Genomic DNA, 15,198 nt, shown 5'->3' with positions numbered 1-15,198 from the left:
CCTACAAATCAGCTGTATTTATCTAAATGCTGACCAATAACAGCCATCACTTTTTCTTTTAACTCTGCTGCCTGAAAACTTCCTTTTACAAGGTAACCTTTAACAAAGTCGTGTGACATTATAATCTTTTTTTCTTCTTCTCTTTCAGATGAGCTAAACATCATAACTACACACGAGCTTATCTCTATCATTTTTCTGAGTTTAGAGAACTCCTCTAAAAATTGAATGCCATTAACTTTTGGCATATTAATGTCTAAAAATATAAGAATTGGAGGAAATCCATCAGGGTACTTTATTCTATTCGATTCATAATTTTCGAGAAATTCTAACGCTTCTTGACCGTCTTTTTTTTCATAAATCGTAAGCTCTAACTTGGCTTCTTTTATTAGCCTTTTCAGAATATACCGGTCAACTTCGTTGTCATCGACAATTAATATAGGGGGTTTAATTTTTGTCATATTAGCTTATCCAATGGTATTACTATTTTAAATGTTGTGCCTTTATCAGAGCTTTGCAGTGATATTTCACCGTTTAAGTACTCAATATGTTTTTTAACCAACGCCATCCCTAAACCAGAGCCCGTAGTCGTCTGTGCATGAAATCGCTTAAACATATCAAACACTTCACCTTGATGCTTTTGTGGTATTCCCATTCCGTTATCTGTAACAGTAATAAAAAACGTCTCTTGCTCATTGAAAATATCACAGCGGACATAAGGAGAGTCTTTATTTCTGTCGTAATACTTCAACCCGTTTGAAATTAAGTTTTCAATAATTTGAGCAAAACGCGCTTTTTCTGACTTTATAGGTACTGATAGATTAATTGTTGTCTCAAGCGTACAAGGATTATCTTTCATAAGCCAAGTGAGTCGCTCTTTCATATCAATAATTAACTGATTAAAGTCAATTACATCTCTATCTTCACTACCAATTTCAGCTTTAGCTAATAATAAAATATCAACAACAAGTGTCTCTAACTTTTCCATTTGTTGATAGATAACCAATGCATTTCGACTTGCCTCTTCAGTATCTCCTGCTTTTATATCTTCAATAACAAAATGCGCTAGGGATTTAGCCCCTGACAACGGTGATTTCAGGTCATGAGAAGCTCGATAAGCAAACTGTGCAAGTTCGTCATTTGCTTGCTGCAGGGAAGCTGTTTGGCTATTTATAATCTCTTTGAGTTCAATACTGTTTTCAATATTTAAAAGATCATTTTTAATCCGCTGCCTCGCCGCGATAACGAGTGCTTTTAATTCACCCGACGTTTTTATATCAAGCTCATCATCTAGATTAATATTGCTTTCAGGTTTACTTGATAAGAGCAGAGTAAGATTTCGAATAGAGCTGGATATAGTACGAGAAAGGTAACTTATAAAAATAATATTAAAAAAGGATATGACGATAACAAGTGGGATTAACGTCATTAGTATAAACGATACTGTTTTTCTGATTGGTTCTTCAAACATCTCAGAGTGTTTGTTAAAGCTGACAAGTGCAACATTAAGGTTTAGTAAAAAATCATCTCTACTGAGCTCACCTTTTTTATACTGAGTAACTGACAGTAGTGTTTTATCCGCAATTTCTATATCTTTTTCACAAATTGTTAAAGTTTGCTCTGTGTTAATAAATTTCATAACAGCGTAATTTAATGGATTTATTTCTTCAATACACTCAATTGGTTGCTGCCTAATTAACAATATATCTGACTCAATGGTATTTATATCTATGGGGAGGTCATTTTCTATTTTTTTAACTGACTTGGTAAGTTGATGAGTATATTTTAAGTGAAGAAAATTAAGCTGGTGAAACTTAGCCCCTTTAGCTATTTCAAAAGCTGAGTAAACAGTAATACTTACCTCTGCAGCTGTTAAAATCACAATAAGCATCAGTTTTCTTGAGATATTCATATACGATACCTATTTTAGCTACTAACCCAACAGTTTTTAAATAACACTATAATAATGATAGTATTTATAACCTTAGGTATAGCAGATTTTATCTTTTTTACTAGCTCCTCTATAAATAACAATTGATATTTAGCTTTATTCACTTTTAATAAAAAAATCCTTTATTAGTTTTTTGCCACTATAAAGCAAACTTGGGTAATATTACGCCTCTAAAAGTGCTGGTGCATTGGCAAATACACCAGCAGCTAAATACAAACTTTGTTAAGTCATCCCATATTTAAAAAGTGTATTAACATGCAGCATTTTTTGAATGAAAAATATAGGCTCGTGTGTGGTCGTACACTAGGTTAAAAGTAAAAGCGTAAAGGGTTATAAAAAAAGTTACGCCGATATCCATTATTAATGCTTCCCATAAGCCTACGTTTAAAATGCTCGCCATTACGGGAATAGTAAAAACAAGTAACCCGCCTTGAAATAAAATCACGTGAAAAATACGGAATAATACAGATCGTTGCTCTTTTGCACCGGTAGCTACTTTGTCAAAAAACCAATTAAAAACAAAATTCCAACACATCGCAATCGTTGCAATTATAATCATAGTGCCCGATAAAGCCGATATTGCATGCTCTGTAAATACAGCCAAACCAATAATCGACAGCGTTACCGCTAATACTTCAAACAAAACAGCCTGAAACATCCTCTCTAGCGACCCCATTTTTGCATCCATAATTGACCCCTTTTACGCCAAATAATTAAAGAAAATAATAGTGACATAATTTAATTATTTGCAAAGTTAGTAGCCATCACCTTTAGTGATAAGATGAGCAAATAAGTACTCACCTTTAAGTTGAATGATATGTATAGTTTTGAGCAACTAAAAATTTTTGTAACCGTGGTAGAAACAGGATCTTTTTCGGCAACAGCCCGAAAGCTTAACCGTGCACAATCGGGAATTAGCCAAGCTATTTCTAATCTTGAAATAGCGATTAATCAAACATTGTTTACGCGTAATAAAAATATACCCAGCTTAACGATTAGCGGTAAGGCATTGTTACCTGTCGCATACTCTATACTTCATCAGCAAAAATATTTTGACCAAAAAGTGGATGCATTAGCAAAAAATTATGAGCATGAGGTAATTATAGCTATTGATGAAAGCCTAAATAATCAAGATATTTTAAAAGTGATTACCCCACTTGCTGATCAGTTCCCGATTACTAATTTCGAAATAATATCGACAACAACTGACGATGTAGAAAACTTAGTAAAAATAGGAAAAGCACAACTAGGTATCATTTATAGTGATGGGGAACTAAAAGTTGATATGGATTTTTTTCTATTGGGTCAAGCTCGATTTTTAACGATTTCATCACCAGAACACCCGCTTGCAAAGCTAAAGGCTGTAACAAGCAGTGATTTAAAAGCCCATAGGCAATGTGTTCATCGCAGCCTTAGCCAAAAAGAGTTATGGTTTAGCTACGCAATTAGCTCTAGGATTTGGTACGCAAATACACATCAAACCCTTATCGACTTAGTAGCTCAGAGTATTGGTTGGGCGCTTGTACCCGAGTTTGCTATTAAGAAGTATATAAACCAAGCTGAAGTGATAACGCTACCCGTTACTCATGAACAAGGCGGTTGGCTTACTCCTTTGGGATGCGTTGTTTCAAGAAGCCAATCAACAGGACCTGTTCTTCAAAGTTTAATAAATAGGTTGCAGCAACACTTTTTAAAGAGTGATAGCGCGAGAATAGAACAGTTTTAAACTGCTTTATTCATTTTCAATAGCAAGCTTCTTCTTTAGCTTTTCTTGCCACTCTACAGCAAGCTCTGGCAAAGTTAATGCTTCTAAAAGTATGTCTTCATAACCTACGTATTTTTTATCAAAAAATGCCTGGAACAGTTTTTTAACTGATATGTCGTGCGAGGCTTTCTTCTCGATAACAACACTATCACCCGTTTTTGCAACGCCTTGCTCTAGTACCCTAAAATAAACGCCAGTGCAGTAATACTGCGTAAACAGCTTAAGACTGTTTTTATTATTAAGGGCGATAGCAAGTTTAAAACAAGGCACACGAGGCTGGCTTACTTCAAGCAGTGCAGTACCAATTCGAATATGGTCACCTATGTGTATATTCGCTTCATCAAGGTCAGAAATCGTGAAGTTTTCGCCAAAGGCACCTACAGCTAAATCATCATTCTCGAGGGTTTGTTTCCAATAATCATAATGATTGTGCGAAAACGCATAAACCGCTTTATCAACCCCGCCGTGATTAACTAAATCGGCTTGCTCGTCACCTCTTATATTTAGCTTTTCAATAACAACAGGCTCATTAGTTGGCGTTTTAAAAATACCGGTTTTAACCTCTTTGCCGTTATACACTACCGTTTTTATTTTAGAGATATTAGTAGAGATTATTTTCATTAAGACTCCCACCTACCCATCGCTTGTTTGTCACTTTGTTTAAACTCAACCCAATTTGATGAGTCTTTAAAGTGCTCTTTTTTCCAAAACGTGGCGTGGTTTTTTAAATAATCCATTATAAATTGTGCGCCTTCGAACGCGGCTTGGCGATGGCGGGACGTTACGCCTACAAATACAATTTGCTCGCCAAGTGCTAAGTAACCAACGCGGTGAATAATGCATATTCGCGCCAGTTGCCAGCGAGTTTGAGCTTGCTCTGCAATAGATTGAAGCAGTTGCTCGGTCATACCAGGGTAGTGTTCAAGCTCAAGTGCAATAACGTTATCGCCACTGCTGAACTCTCTTACCAAACCTGTGAAGGTGACAACAGCGCCATCGCTTTTATTACTACTACAAAGCGTATTGTGCTCGTCACCTACATTAAAATCATCGGTTTGTACTTGAATATGTATGCTCATTAGCCACCTGTAACCGGCGGGAAAAAGGCAAGCTCATCCCCTGCTTTCACTATTTCATCACTTGATGACATAGTTTGGTTAAGCGCTGCAAGTAGCTCACGCTCCTCCAGCCACGGTTGCCAGTGCGGGTATTGACTCACTAATCTTAATTTAAGCTCTGAAATAGTAAGCGGCTGCGTAATCTCAAGACTTAATTTACTGCACTTTAACCGCTCTTTTAGTTGCCCAAAAAACAATAACTCTACTTTCCCGGCGCTAGATATTGCATCGTTTGGATTAATCGCGTTGCCAGCTACCATTTTTGCCCCCTGCTTTTTGAGTAACGCGCATGCCGCTAATTTCCATTAGTGGGTCGGCTGCTTTACACATATCAAACAAAGTAAGGCTAGCCACAGATACCGCTGTTAACGCTTCCATTTCAACCCCCGTTTTACCGGCAAGTTTGCAGTAGCTGGTTATTTTAATTTGGCTGTTTGCTTCATCAAGTTCAAAATCAACAGCGACTTTACTAAGTGCAAGCGGATGACAAAGCGGAATTAAATCAGCGCATTTTTTAGCGCCTTGAATACCCGCAATGCGTGCCACGCCTAGCACATCACCCTTTTTGTTTTGATTAAGCATTACTTGCTCAAAGGCAAGCTTGCTCATGCTAATAAAGGCTTCAGCTGAGGCATCGCGCAGGGTTACGTCTTTGAGCGATACATCAACCATATTAGCTTGACCGTTTTCGTCAACATGGCTCAACATACTATTGCTCACGCGATTCACACTTTTTACCAATGGTAATGTGCGGTACAAAGTTACACGGTTTATGCATTGAGTTAAGTTGATCTTTTATTATGCCTGTCCACGCAGTTTTACATGCGCCTGTAGAGCCTGGCATACAAAAAATAACGGTGTTATTAGCAAGTCCTGCCAATGCACGAGATTGAATAGTAGAGTTACCAATTTCGCCGTACGATATGTGCCTAAATAGCTCACCAAAACCGTCTACGCTTTTATCAAACAGCGGCGCAAATGCCTCTGGTGTTGAATCGCGCTCAGTAAAACCTGTACCGCCAGTCACTAAAATAGCATGAATGGTGTCATCGGCTATCCACTGCGATGCCACTGCACGCATTTGGTAAACGTCATCTTTAACTATGTCTTTATCAGCTAAGTGATGACCAGCTTCAGTTAGCGCTTTAATTAAGTAATGACCTGAGGTGTCAGTAATTTCATCGCGTGTATCGCTTACCGTCATTACGGCAATGTTTAATGCTATTTGTGACTCAGTTGTGTGGCTCATAATGTTCTTCTTAATTGATTAATGCTTTGGTCAAAATGCTCATTTACAGCTTTAAATTGCGCCGGCGTATTGGTGTTTATTAATGCATGCGTTTTATTACATAAAAGCGTTTGCACACCAATACTTTGGGTAAACTGTTTTATTGACTTATGACTGTTTGCGTTTGTGAGTATGTATCTTAAATGATTTTTTACACTGCTTGTATTACGAATATACAGCGGTAGTGGTTCATTTTCAAAGTGCCAAGCATGTATTTGTGACTGATTTAATTGATTGCTCACACTTTGTACTTTATTTGACTGAGAAGCCAGCACAATTGTGCTTAACAAACTACTCGTAAGTAGAGGCATATCTACCGCAGTAATAAGTAAATCGTGATCGGTGGCTATTAATGTTGAGTAAATTCCGCCAAGGGGTCCACTATTTGGGTATATATCTTTAACGTACTTTTCTGAAGGATAATCGCTCGGTGAATATTGGCTCGATGATTTAACTGGATTTGTAACGTTGCGGCTTATTAGTATGTTTTTAGCGCCTACGTCTTTTAATAAATCACACGCATTGTGCAATAGCGTTTTATTTTTTAAAACTAAATCGGCTTTGTCTGTGCCCATTCTTGATGACTTACCACCAGCAAGCACAACGCCTGTAAAATCTCGCTTAACTTTCATATTAGATTTTATATTAGCTTCCATATTAGCCGCCTAACATGGCTAAGTGAGTTGTCGCACCTGTTAAGCGCTTATCTAGCTCATGGCTTATTTCTTTATTGCCCATAGCGGCTCGAATTGCCTTTACGGTCGCTGCAGTATCGTTCTCGTTTAGTAGTTCGCGTAAATCTATACCTTGCTCGGCAAACAAGCATAAGTGTAATTTACCCAGCGCCGACACCCTTAAGCGATTACAGCTTTTACAAAAATCTTTGCTGTAAGGCATTATTAAACCAATACGACCATCGTAATCAGGATGACAAAATTCCTCAGCGGGTCCGTTTAGTTTCCCCCTAACTACTTGTAACCAGCCTTGGTCGAGTAGTTGTGCTTTAACCGTTTGCCCACTTAAGTGGTTTTCTTCAAAAAATGTTGCGCCGTCACCTGTTTCCATTAATTCTATAAAGCGCACTGTAACTTTGTGGTGTTTTACCCACGCTAAAAAATCCTTCAATTGGTTTTTATTAAACTGCTTGGCAAGCACTGCATTTATTTTTATATCTTTTATGCCCAGATCTACCGCGCGTTCAATCCCTTTTAAAATAAGGTTAAGTTTGTCGTGCCCTGTTATGAGTTTAAACATACTCGGATTTAAGCTATCAATACTGACATTAAGCGCATCAAGCCCTGCATCGGCAAATTCATCAATTTTATTTAATAAATTAAACCCGTTGGTAGTAATGGCTACTTTTTCTATGCCGGGTGTATTTTTACAGAGTTTTATAATATCGGTGACGTCGTTTCGCAAGCACGGTTCGCCACCTGTAATGCGCACTTTTTTAGTACCTAGTTCTGCAAACGCATTTACCAGCGTGCTAATTTCGTTTTTATTTAAAAAATTACGCGGCGTATCGCACTGATACCCGTTTGGTAAACAATAACTACAACTAAAATTACATACATCGGTTATTGAGAGGCGCAAATAGTTAAACTGCCGACCAAATTGATCATTAAGCATATGCTTCCTTGTTTGTTTACATTTCAACCGCAACATCAATGCTGCTAGAATCGGCTTTGTAATGTTGTTTTATTAATTGGCTTAATTGTGTTTTACACGAACCACAGTTCGTGCCGCATTTAAGTTCAGACCCCAATTGCTCGACTGTGTTTGCGCCGTTTTTAATGGCGTTTATAATCGGCTGCTCTCTTACTTTAAAGCAGCTACACACTTGCACGCCTTGGGTAAATTCTTCATCGGGGGTTGCATAAAGCAAAGACTGTAACTGTGTAAAGGTCAGTAATGGCTCTGCAAATAAATGGTTTATCCACTCAAGTGATATTTCTTTTTGCTCGTTAGAAATAACACCAACAAACGCTAATTGATCGTTTTGAATACACTGCACATGCATGGCTTTTGCCGTATTCATAGCCGACCACTGCCCTTGTAAACCAGTTAAGGTTTGGCAGTAATACAGTAAATCACTTTTTGGCTCATTAAGCGCTAATTGGTAATTAAAGCAATTACTTGCATTAACTTTGAGCCAAAAATCACTGTTTATAACAAATTCGTTTTTAGCAAACAGCTGCATATATTGCCCAAAGGGTGCTTTAACTATATTAACAGCGCCGTGTTTGCACTCAGCCTGACCAGATAGAGGGTCAACTACCGATTGATACAACCCACTTACTGTAGCGGATGATGCAAATTGCTTATTCCAATGAATAGGCATAAAGCATTCACCTTTTCGCACAGCATCGGTTACTTTTGCATGCGCGGTAACCTGCCCTGTTTGGGCAATCGCGCTTATTAAATCGTTTTGTTTAATTGCTAATTTACTGGCATCAAGCGGATTAATTTCAATATACGGGCGTGTAATATGCGATGAAAGCGCAGTGCTTTTACCCGTGCGGCTCATCGTATGCCATTGGTCGCGTATACGTCCTGAGTTCATTACAAACGGATAATCACTTGATGTTTGTTGCACAGGTAATTGCGGCGTTATAGGTATAAAACGCGCCTTTTTATCAGCGGTGCTAAATTGGTTATTTGTAAAAACCTGACCGTTTTTATAAGGCTGATTTTTAACAACAGGCCACATAATGGGTTTTAAGTTATCGTACTGGCTTTTTGTGAGCCCAACTAAACCAGAGAGGTTTAATAATCGGCTGCCGTTATTTTCAAAGTCGGTTAATTGTGCCCATTCTTCAAAAATGCCACTTGGATCTGTAAAATCAAAACCTTCAAAGCCCATTTTTTTAGCGACTTCACACATAATTTGCCAATCGTTTTTAGCACCCGAATAAGGCGCTACTAACGGGCGCTGTCTTGATATTCTGCGCTCTGAGTTAGTTACTGTGCCGTTTTTTTCGCCCCATCCGGTTGATGGAAAAGCAACATCGGCAAATTTTAACGTATCACTTTTTGCAATACAGTCAGATACAACCACCAGCTCACAGGTCTCTAATGCTTTTTTAATAGCGGCGTTATTGGGCAAGCTCACCATTGGGTTTGTTGCCATTATCCACACTGCTTTTATTTTGCCTGCGGCTATTTCATCAAACATATCAATAGCATTGCTGCCTGCTTTGTTAGCCATAGTTGGCGAGAGCCAAAAGCGTTGTACAAGTGATTGATGCGCTTCGTTTTCAATATCTAAGTGCGCCGCTAACTGATTAGCCAAACCACCGACTTCGCGCCCGCCCATCGCATTGGGTTGCCCAGTAATTGAAAACGGACCACTGCCTGGCTTAAGTAATTTACCTGAGGCTAAATGTGCATTAATAATGGCGTTGCATTTATCTACACCCGAGCTTGACTGATTTATACCCATTGAATAAAAGCTAATCGCACTTGGGCTGTTAGCAAATAGCGCGTAAAACTCAGTGACTTGCTCAATTGCTATATCGCAAAAGTCGCTAACTGCCTCACAGCTCCACTTTTGTGCCTCTTGCAATGCGCTTTCAAAGCCGTTTGTGTGCTGAGCAATAAATTGCGTATCGAGGTGGTTATGCTCATTTAAATAATTAAGCAAACCGTTATAAAGCGCAGCGTCACTGCCTGGTTTTATATTTAAAAATGTGTCGGCAAGCTCAGCGGTGTCAGTTTTACGCGGATCAATAACCACCACTTTCATATTTGAGTTAAGCTGCTTTGCACGCTCCATTCGCTGATACAAAACCGGATGAGTCCATGCGGCATTAGAGCCAATTAAAATAAGCAGCTCAGTTTGCTCTAAATCCTCGTAGGTACACGGCACTACGTCTTCACCAAAAGCGCGTTTATAACCTGCCACAGCAGATGACATACACAGGCGCGAATTTGTATCAATATTGCCTGAGCCTATATAGCCTTTCATTAATTTATTAGCAATGTAGTAATCTTCAGTAAGTAACTGCCCCGATACATAAAATGCCACCGCATCGGGTCCGTGCTTTTGTATTACGTCGTTAAATTTATTGGCAACATGGTCGGTTGCTTCATCCCACGTAACGGCTTGGTTATTAATAAGGGGCGACGTTAAGCGATTATCACTGCCTGTGGTGTCGAGCAAATGGGTGCCTTTTACACATAAACGACCAAAGTTTGCGGGGTGTTCTCGCATGCCTTCAAGCTTGGTTGGCACATTATTAAAAAGTGAAATATCAACACCGCACCCTACACCACAGTAAGCACATGTTGTTTGTTTTAAACTGGTTTTATTTATAGTTGGTGACGTGTTTGCGGTTGTCATACTACTGCTCTCTTTTAGTGTGCTTTAATTTATGCAGGCTGTTTTACAGGCTCATTAAGGGTAACTACGTTAATAGTGTTACTTGCTTTAGCAAGCACGCTGTTTATTACGTTTTGAACGAGCTTTTCACACCCTCCACAACCTGTACTGGCTTTGGTGCTTTGCTGCACACTTGCCAAATCTATGCAGCCGTTAGAAACTGATTGTTCAATGGTGTGTTTGGTTACTTTATGACACGCGCAAATAATGGCGTCATCAGGCAAGTCATCGGCGCTTAGCTCTGCTATGTCGCCGGCAAGGGGCATAATGAGCGCTTCGGGTGCGGTGGTAAGTTCAATGTCGTTTAAATGATATTGCAGCAAATTGTCGTAATCGCTGGTATCGCCAACAAGTACCGCGCCAATCAGCTTATTACTTTGTGAATTAGTGACTATTTTTTTATAAATACCATTGGCTTGGTCTTCAAAGTAATAGCTTATTGCGCCTTCGCTGCGTGCATGCGCATCGCCGATAGAGCCTACTTCAACACCCATTAATTTAAGCTTGGTGCTCATATCGGCACCGCTAAATTCATCGGCTTTATTGTCTAAGCCAGTACTTTGTAAACTACCTTGCTGCGTATCTTGTAAAATATGCCCAACTGCTATTTTAGCCATGGCGTAACCAGGTGCCACTAAGCCAAAAATAAAATTATTCCACAGTGCACATTCACCAATAGCGTATATGTTTTTATCGCTCGTTTGGCAGTGGTTATTAATTACAATACCGCCGCGCTCGCCTAACTCTAAATTAAACTCGCGGGCCAAATTATCATAAGGGCGAATACCCGCCGAAAATACAATCATGTCGGTTTCAAGGGTTTTACCGCCCTTAAAACACATTTTGTAACGGCAACTTTCACCTTCTACTATTTCCTCCGTTGCTACCGATGTATGCACAGTAACGCCTAAATCCGTAATTTTGTTTTTTAGTAGCCGACCGCCACCAGCATCAACTTGTACACCCATAAGTTGCGGAGCAAATTCTATTACGTGAGTATGCAGACCCAATTGCTTTAATGCGTTTGCAGCTTCAAGCCCCAGTAAACCGCCACCAATTACCACGCCTACTTTGCTGCCGTGGGCTGAATTTTTTATTGCGTGTAAATCGTTAATGGTGCGATAAACAAGGCAATGCTCGCGATCTTTACCCGGTATAGGCGGTACAAATGGGAATGAACCTGTAGCAAGCACAAGTTTGTCGTATTCAAACAACTCCCCTTTAGCGGTCGTTACAGTTTGCATATCACGATTTATATCAACCACTTTAGAATGAGTATGAAAGCGTACTTGCCAATCGTCATAGGTTTTATTGCATGTAAGTGCGAGGTCGTCTGCGGTTTTGCCTTTAAAAAAAGAGGATAGTTGTACACGGTCATACGCTAAACGGTCTTCACCACTAAGTACCGTAATTTCAAATTGCTCATCAGCTTGATTTTGAGAAACTAGCTGCTGCACAAAATGGTGCCCGACCATTCCGTTTCCTACCACTACAACACGCTGCTTGCTTAGCATTTACCCACCTTAAAATGATATCTACTTTAGTGATTGACTAAAACTGACATCGAATAATTTGTTATAGGTTTGTTATAGCAATATGTAAGCCAAATATATAAGCATTTAAAATCAGCAGGTTGCCTACATTGGTGCAGAGGTGAAAAGCATAAAGCCCCACAAGATGGTGCAATTGCACCATCTTGTGTCGCTATAAATTACAAGTGAATGTTAGAAGATAAAGAGGGTTAAAATTTAGCGCTCATCCATACCCACAATTTTTGAGTATCGACTTTATTAGCAGCAGTATCGCCCGCTGAGTAATCAGCGTATTTAACACCCACTGCGTATTGTTTATTAATAGGTTTAACGTATTGTACGTTTAGTTCAGTACCCAAATCGTCAACCCCATTTGATTGCTCATTAGCATCAAAACTGTGATAAGCCACCAGCCATTTTCCGTCAAACGCTTTACCGTTTAAGCTTATGTAAGTGTCGTCCAAGCCTTGTGTGGGTGTATTTAAAAACGTATCTGTCCAACCATTAAATTTATGTAACGTGGCAAGCGGTGTTGCAAACCCGTAATCGCCATTGTCAGAGCCAAGTGACTCTATGCCGACTTTTAAAGTTACTGTTTTTATGCCCAACCCATTTAAATCCACAGCGCCTTCAAGTGCATAGTAATCAGCATCAAAATCACTCACGCTTGTTGACGCAGACTGCGTTGCATACTCCGCTTTGTAATAAAATTTTATGTCGTTTAGGGTTTTATTACCGTTAAAAGAAACGCCATAAGTGTCTAAACTGTCGTCTTGTAGTGCATCGTCACTTAATAAGTAACTGTATAAAACCACTTTACCGTAGTCTGTTTTAAAGCTTGCATTAATTAGATGATCGGACGATTTAATGTCTTTATCGTCAGCAAATATGCGGTTACGCTTATTTAAATAACTGTACTGTAAATCTATGTTATTAAATGCGTAATTAATGGTTGCTGCATCAAAGGTTTGCCTGTCTTGGCGCCAACCTACGTGCCCAACAAAACGCTGCCCATCAAGGGCTATTACTTGGCGTCCTACTTTTAGCGATAGACCATCGCGGGCATATTTAACAAAACCTTGATCTATCTCAGTGTTTTCTGGGTCTGCAATAACAGAGTAATTAGTATTTTTCCCCACCGTATTGTTGTAATCATCTACGCCCAATAGGCTGCGAGTATCTTCTACTTCAATAAGGGCTGAAAAACCATTCACCTCATCTGTTTGATGCGTTAAGCGGGTTCTAAGTGTTAAGCCGCTTGCATCTTTTAAGGCATTTTCTTGATCAACGCTTTCAAAACGCAGTCTAAAATCAAGATCAGTTTGCGAAGCTTGGCTTATTGAAGGCGCAGTGAAGCAACCCAGTATAAAAATAATAGGTAAGTTGTTCTTGTAATTAAGCATTTTGGTTCTCTAAGTTTTAATTATTAATACACATACCAAAGCAATAAATAAACACAGCGAAATACATTTCCACACCATAACTGGATCGCGTTTCATTATTGAACTTTTATTAGCGGTACTTTCTAAATAAGGATTAGGTTTGTTGATATCGTTTATAAACTCAGAAAAAGCTTGGTATCTGAGCTCAGGTTTAGGGGCAAGCGCCTTCATAAGGGCTTGATCTAACCAAAACGGAATATCGGCTCTGTATTTACGAATACTTGTGTAATGCCAATGGGTGTAATCTTTTGGCGCTACGTGGTTAAGTGGCAGTGGTTTATAAGGCAATTTTGAGCACAATAACTCATATGCAATCACGCCAAGTGAAAACAAATCACTTTTAAAATCGGCGTGCATAGTAATAAGTGTTTCGGGTGCGGTGTAGTCGGCAGTACCTTGCGGGCAATCATCCGCAATTTGTTTAACCGACTCGTCCATAGCCGCAACACTTACTGTGCCGTAATCTATGAGCGTTACTTTACCGTGCGCATCTATCATTACATTATCGAGTTTTAAATCGCGATGTACCATATCGAGTCGCTGAAACGCCCTTAGTGCATGTACTATTTGTTCAATAATACTGCGTACTTGGGTTATTTCTGGGTGCGGCACGTCGTGCTTCCAATCACTGAGTGTTTGCCCGTCCATGTACTCACAAATATGATACAAAAAACGACTCTGCGATTGCGTACTCAGTACTTTCATCACGTTTAAATGGTTTATGCGTTGCCCTACCCAGCCTTCTCTTATAAAGCCTTGAAGGTAGTGCACATCGTCTTCAAAATTAACCGAAGGTGCTTTTAAAACCACTGGCGGTATATCGGGCGCTTGTTGCACTAAATAAATGTGTGAGCGACTACTGGCATGTAATTTACGAATAACCGTGTAGTCATCAATTTTTTGCCCAACATTAAGCGCTGGTGGAATTTTTCGTCGTGTTAGCGAATGGTAAAGTTCATCTAACTTTTGCTCGGCAATATTTTCTACTTTTACCAGTAAACAACTTACGTTGTCGTCACTGCCTCGTGCTAATGCAAGTTCGGTAATTGCTTTAGCTGCATTTTCTAAATTAGTGTACTCGTTAATTAATTTAGCTATATCACTACTTGGGAGCACATCGTGTACGCCATCGCAGGTTAATATATAAATATCGTCTGCTTTTAGGTCAACTTCGTATACATCTATTTCTTGATGAAGTTGCGCGCCAAGAGCACGCGTTAGCGTATCGTTTACTTTGTGATCCCGTGTTATTGCCTCTATTTTATTTCCTCGCAAGCGAGTAATACGCGTATCACCTAAGTGGAATATATAACCCGTTGCCGACTTTAAAATAAGTGCTGTAAAAGTCGTCATCCAATCGGCTTGACGCTGACCTAAGTGATTGTAATTAACCGATTGCGAATAAAGCCACTGATTTAAACTTGCTAACACCTTCGACACTGACTTTTTAACCGCCCAACTTTCGGGGGTATTTAAATACTCATTTATAAAATGAGTAACCGAAAGTTGAGACGCTTGTTTAGCATTTTTTGCTGATGAACACCCATCGGCTAAGCAGGCAATAACGCCTTTAGACTCTTTTTCTTGCGCTTTGGTATTAAGAGCTGCAAACGCATCTTGGTTTTCTGCTTTTAACCCTTTAGCACTGTGCCCGCCAAATGAAACGTTGAGTTCATTTTTTAGCGATTTAGCGTGGAGTGTTTCATCAAACATAGTCAATAATG

General features: G+C 39.3%; 15 protein-coding genes. 1 reads left to right on the top strand and 14 read right to left on the bottom strand.

Features of this window, described 5'->3' with window-relative positions; translation table 11 throughout:
• Positions 1-8: 8 nt before the first annotated feature.
• The 3 genes from I6E69_RS06605 to I6E69_RS06595 all read right to left on the bottom strand — a co-directional run bounded on the left by I6E69_RS06605 (position 9) and on the right by I6E69_RS06595 (position 2,636).
• Positions 9-458, bottom strand: a complete 450-nt coding sequence (locus I6E69_RS06605) for a response regulator (protein WP_039488082.1) — start codon at positions 456-458, stop codon at positions 9-11.
• Entirely contained in the window at positions 455-1,909 is a 1,455-nt protein-coding gene (locus tag I6E69_RS06600; RefSeq protein ID WP_197120865.1) for an ATP-binding protein, read from the bottom strand. The genes I6E69_RS06605 and I6E69_RS06600 overlap by 4 nt, the downstream gene beginning before the upstream one ends.
• Positions 1,910-2,198: 289 nt before the next feature.
• Positions 2,199-2,636: a PACE efflux transporter gene (locus I6E69_RS06595; RefSeq protein WP_007585216.1), complete on the bottom strand. Its 438-nt coding sequence runs from the start codon at positions 2,634-2,636 to the stop codon at positions 2,199-2,201.
• A 129-nt stretch (positions 2,637-2,765) separates the two neighbouring features.
• Between I6E69_RS06595 and I6E69_RS06590 the strand changes: the two genes are divergently transcribed.
• On the top strand, positions 2,766-3,674 hold the full coding sequence (locus tag I6E69_RS06590) for a LysR family transcriptional regulator (protein ID WP_197120864.1): 909 nt from the start codon (positions 2,766-2,768) through the stop codon (positions 3,672-3,674).
• Positions 3,675-3,680: 6 nt separating this feature from the next.
• Here I6E69_RS06590 and I6E69_RS06585 read toward each other — a convergent pair whose 3' ends face one another.
• From I6E69_RS06585 to I6E69_RS06535, 11 genes are all read right to left on the bottom strand, one after another.
• Complete coding sequence (locus I6E69_RS06585) at positions 3,681-4,334, bottom strand: MOSC domain-containing protein (protein WP_197120863.1); 654 nt, start codon at positions 4,332-4,334, stop codon at positions 3,681-3,683.
• Positions 4,334-4,792, bottom strand: coding sequence for a molybdopterin synthase catalytic subunit MoaE (gene moaE / locus I6E69_RS06580; protein WP_197120862.1), 459 nt, complete (start codon positions 4,790-4,792; stop codon positions 4,334-4,336). The genes I6E69_RS06585 and moaE overlap by 1 nt, the downstream gene beginning before the upstream one ends.
• Complete coding sequence (locus I6E69_RS06575; RefSeq protein WP_197120861.1) at positions 4,792-5,091, bottom strand: MoaD/ThiS family protein; 300 nt, start codon at positions 5,089-5,091, stop codon at positions 4,792-4,794. Before I6E69_RS06575 ends, moaE begins: the two co-directional genes overlap by 1 nt.
• A complete protein-coding gene (gene moaC / locus I6E69_RS06570; protein ID WP_007375236.1) occupies positions 5,069-5,539 on the bottom strand; it encodes a cyclic pyranopterin monophosphate synthase MoaC in 471 nt (156 codons plus the stop codon). Before moaC ends, I6E69_RS06575 begins: the two co-directional genes overlap by 23 nt.
• Before the next feature lies 1 nt (position 5,540).
• Positions 5,541-6,080 (bottom strand): molybdenum cofactor biosynthesis protein B, encoded by a 540-nt coding sequence (moaB, locus tag I6E69_RS06565; protein WP_002959837.1) that lies wholly within the window; start codon positions 6,078-6,080, stop codon positions 5,541-5,543.
• The gene (locus I6E69_RS06560; protein WP_197120860.1) at positions 6,077-6,775 is read right to left on the bottom strand and encodes a molybdenum cofactor guanylyltransferase; all 699 of its coding nucleotides are present in this window, start codon (positions 6,773-6,775) and stop codon (positions 6,077-6,079) included. The genes moaB and I6E69_RS06560 overlap by 4 nt, the downstream gene beginning before the upstream one ends.
• A gap of 1 nt (position 6,776) precedes the next feature.
• On the bottom strand, positions 6,777-7,748 hold the full coding sequence (moaA, locus tag I6E69_RS06555) for a GTP 3',8-cyclase MoaA (RefSeq protein ID WP_197120859.1): 972 nt from the start codon (positions 7,746-7,748) through the stop codon (positions 6,777-6,779).
• A gap of 16 nt (positions 7,749-7,764) precedes the next feature.
• Positions 7,765-10,461: a nitrate reductase gene (locus I6E69_RS06550; RefSeq protein WP_197120858.1), complete on the bottom strand. Its 2,697-nt coding sequence runs from the start codon at positions 10,459-10,461 to the stop codon at positions 7,765-7,767.
• A gap of 29 nt (positions 10,462-10,490) precedes the next feature.
• Complete coding sequence (locus I6E69_RS06545; RefSeq protein WP_197120857.1) at positions 10,491-12,014, bottom strand: FAD-dependent oxidoreductase; 1,524 nt, start codon at positions 12,012-12,014, stop codon at positions 10,491-10,493.
• A gap of 227 nt (positions 12,015-12,241) precedes the next feature.
• Positions 12,242-13,435, bottom strand: a complete 1,194-nt coding sequence (locus I6E69_RS06540; RefSeq protein ID WP_033030641.1) for an alginate export family protein — start codon at positions 13,433-13,435, stop codon at positions 12,242-12,244.
• Positions 13,436-13,444: 9 nt separating this feature from the next.
• A complete protein-coding gene (locus I6E69_RS06535; RefSeq protein ID WP_033030635.1) occupies positions 13,445-15,187 on the bottom strand; it encodes a bifunctional protein-serine/threonine kinase/phosphatase in 1,743 nt (580 codons plus the stop codon).
• Positions 15,188-15,198 lie beyond the last annotated feature (11 nt).

This window comes from Pseudoalteromonas sp. NZS100 (genome assembly GCF_015864815.1).
GTDB classification, from domain to species: Bacteria; Pseudomonadota; Gammaproteobacteria; order Enterobacterales; family Alteromonadaceae; genus Pseudoalteromonas; species Pseudoalteromonas distincta.
This window is presented reverse-complemented; position numbering and strand designations above follow the sequence as displayed.

Bases quoted from the DNA above. Each gene is read 5' to 3' on its own strand.
- moaB (WP_002959837.1), bottom strand. From the start codon at position 6,080: ATGAGCCACACAACTGAGTCACAAATAGCATTAAACATTGCCGTAATG.
- I6E69_RS06590 (WP_197120864.1), top strand. From the start codon at position 2,766: ATGTATAGTTTTGAGCAACTAAAAATTTTTGTAACCGTGGTAGAAACA.
- I6E69_RS06600 (WP_197120865.1), bottom strand. From the start codon at position 1,909: ATGAATATCTCAAGAAAACTGATGCTTATTGTGATTTTAACAGCTGCA.
- I6E69_RS06545 (WP_197120857.1), bottom strand. From the start codon at position 12,014: ATGCTAAGCAAGCAGCGTGTTGTAGTGGTAGGAAACGGAATGGTCGGG.
- I6E69_RS06605 (WP_039488082.1), bottom strand. From the start codon at position 458: ATGACAAAAATTAAACCCCCTATATTAATTGTCGATGACAACGAAGTT.
- I6E69_RS06575 (WP_197120861.1), bottom strand. From the start codon at position 5,091: ATGGTAGCTGGCAACGCGATTAATCCAAACGATGCAATATCTAGCGCC.
- moaC (WP_007375236.1), bottom strand. From the start codon at position 5,539: ATGTTGAGCCATGTTGACGAAAACGGTCAAGCTAATATGGTTGATGTA.
- moaE (WP_197120862.1), bottom strand. From the start codon at position 4,792: ATGAGCATACATATTCAAGTACAAACCGATGATTTTAATGTAGGTGAC.
- moaA (WP_197120859.1), bottom strand. From the start codon at position 7,748: ATGCTTAATGATCAATTTGGTCGGCAGTTTAACTATTTGCGCCTCTCA.
- I6E69_RS06560 (WP_197120860.1), bottom strand. From the start codon at position 6,775: ATGGAAGCTAATATAAAATCTAATATGAAAGTTAAGCGAGATTTTACA.
- I6E69_RS06595 (WP_007585216.1), bottom strand. From the start codon at position 2,636: ATGGATGCAAAAATGGGGTCGCTAGAGAGGATGTTTCAGGCTGTTTTG.
- I6E69_RS06585 (WP_197120863.1), bottom strand. From the start codon at position 4,334: ATGAAAATAATCTCTACTAATATCTCTAAAATAAAAACGGTAGTGTAT.
- I6E69_RS06540 (WP_033030641.1), bottom strand. From the start codon at position 13,435: ATGCTTAATTACAAGAACAACTTACCTATTATTTTTATACTGGGTTGC.
- I6E69_RS06535 (WP_033030635.1), bottom strand. From the start codon at position 15,187: ATGTTTGATGAAACACTCCACGCTAAATCGCTAAAAAATGAACTCAAC.
- I6E69_RS06550 (WP_197120858.1), bottom strand. From the start codon at position 10,461: ATGACAACCGCAAACACGTCACCAACTATAAATAAAACCAGTTTAAAA.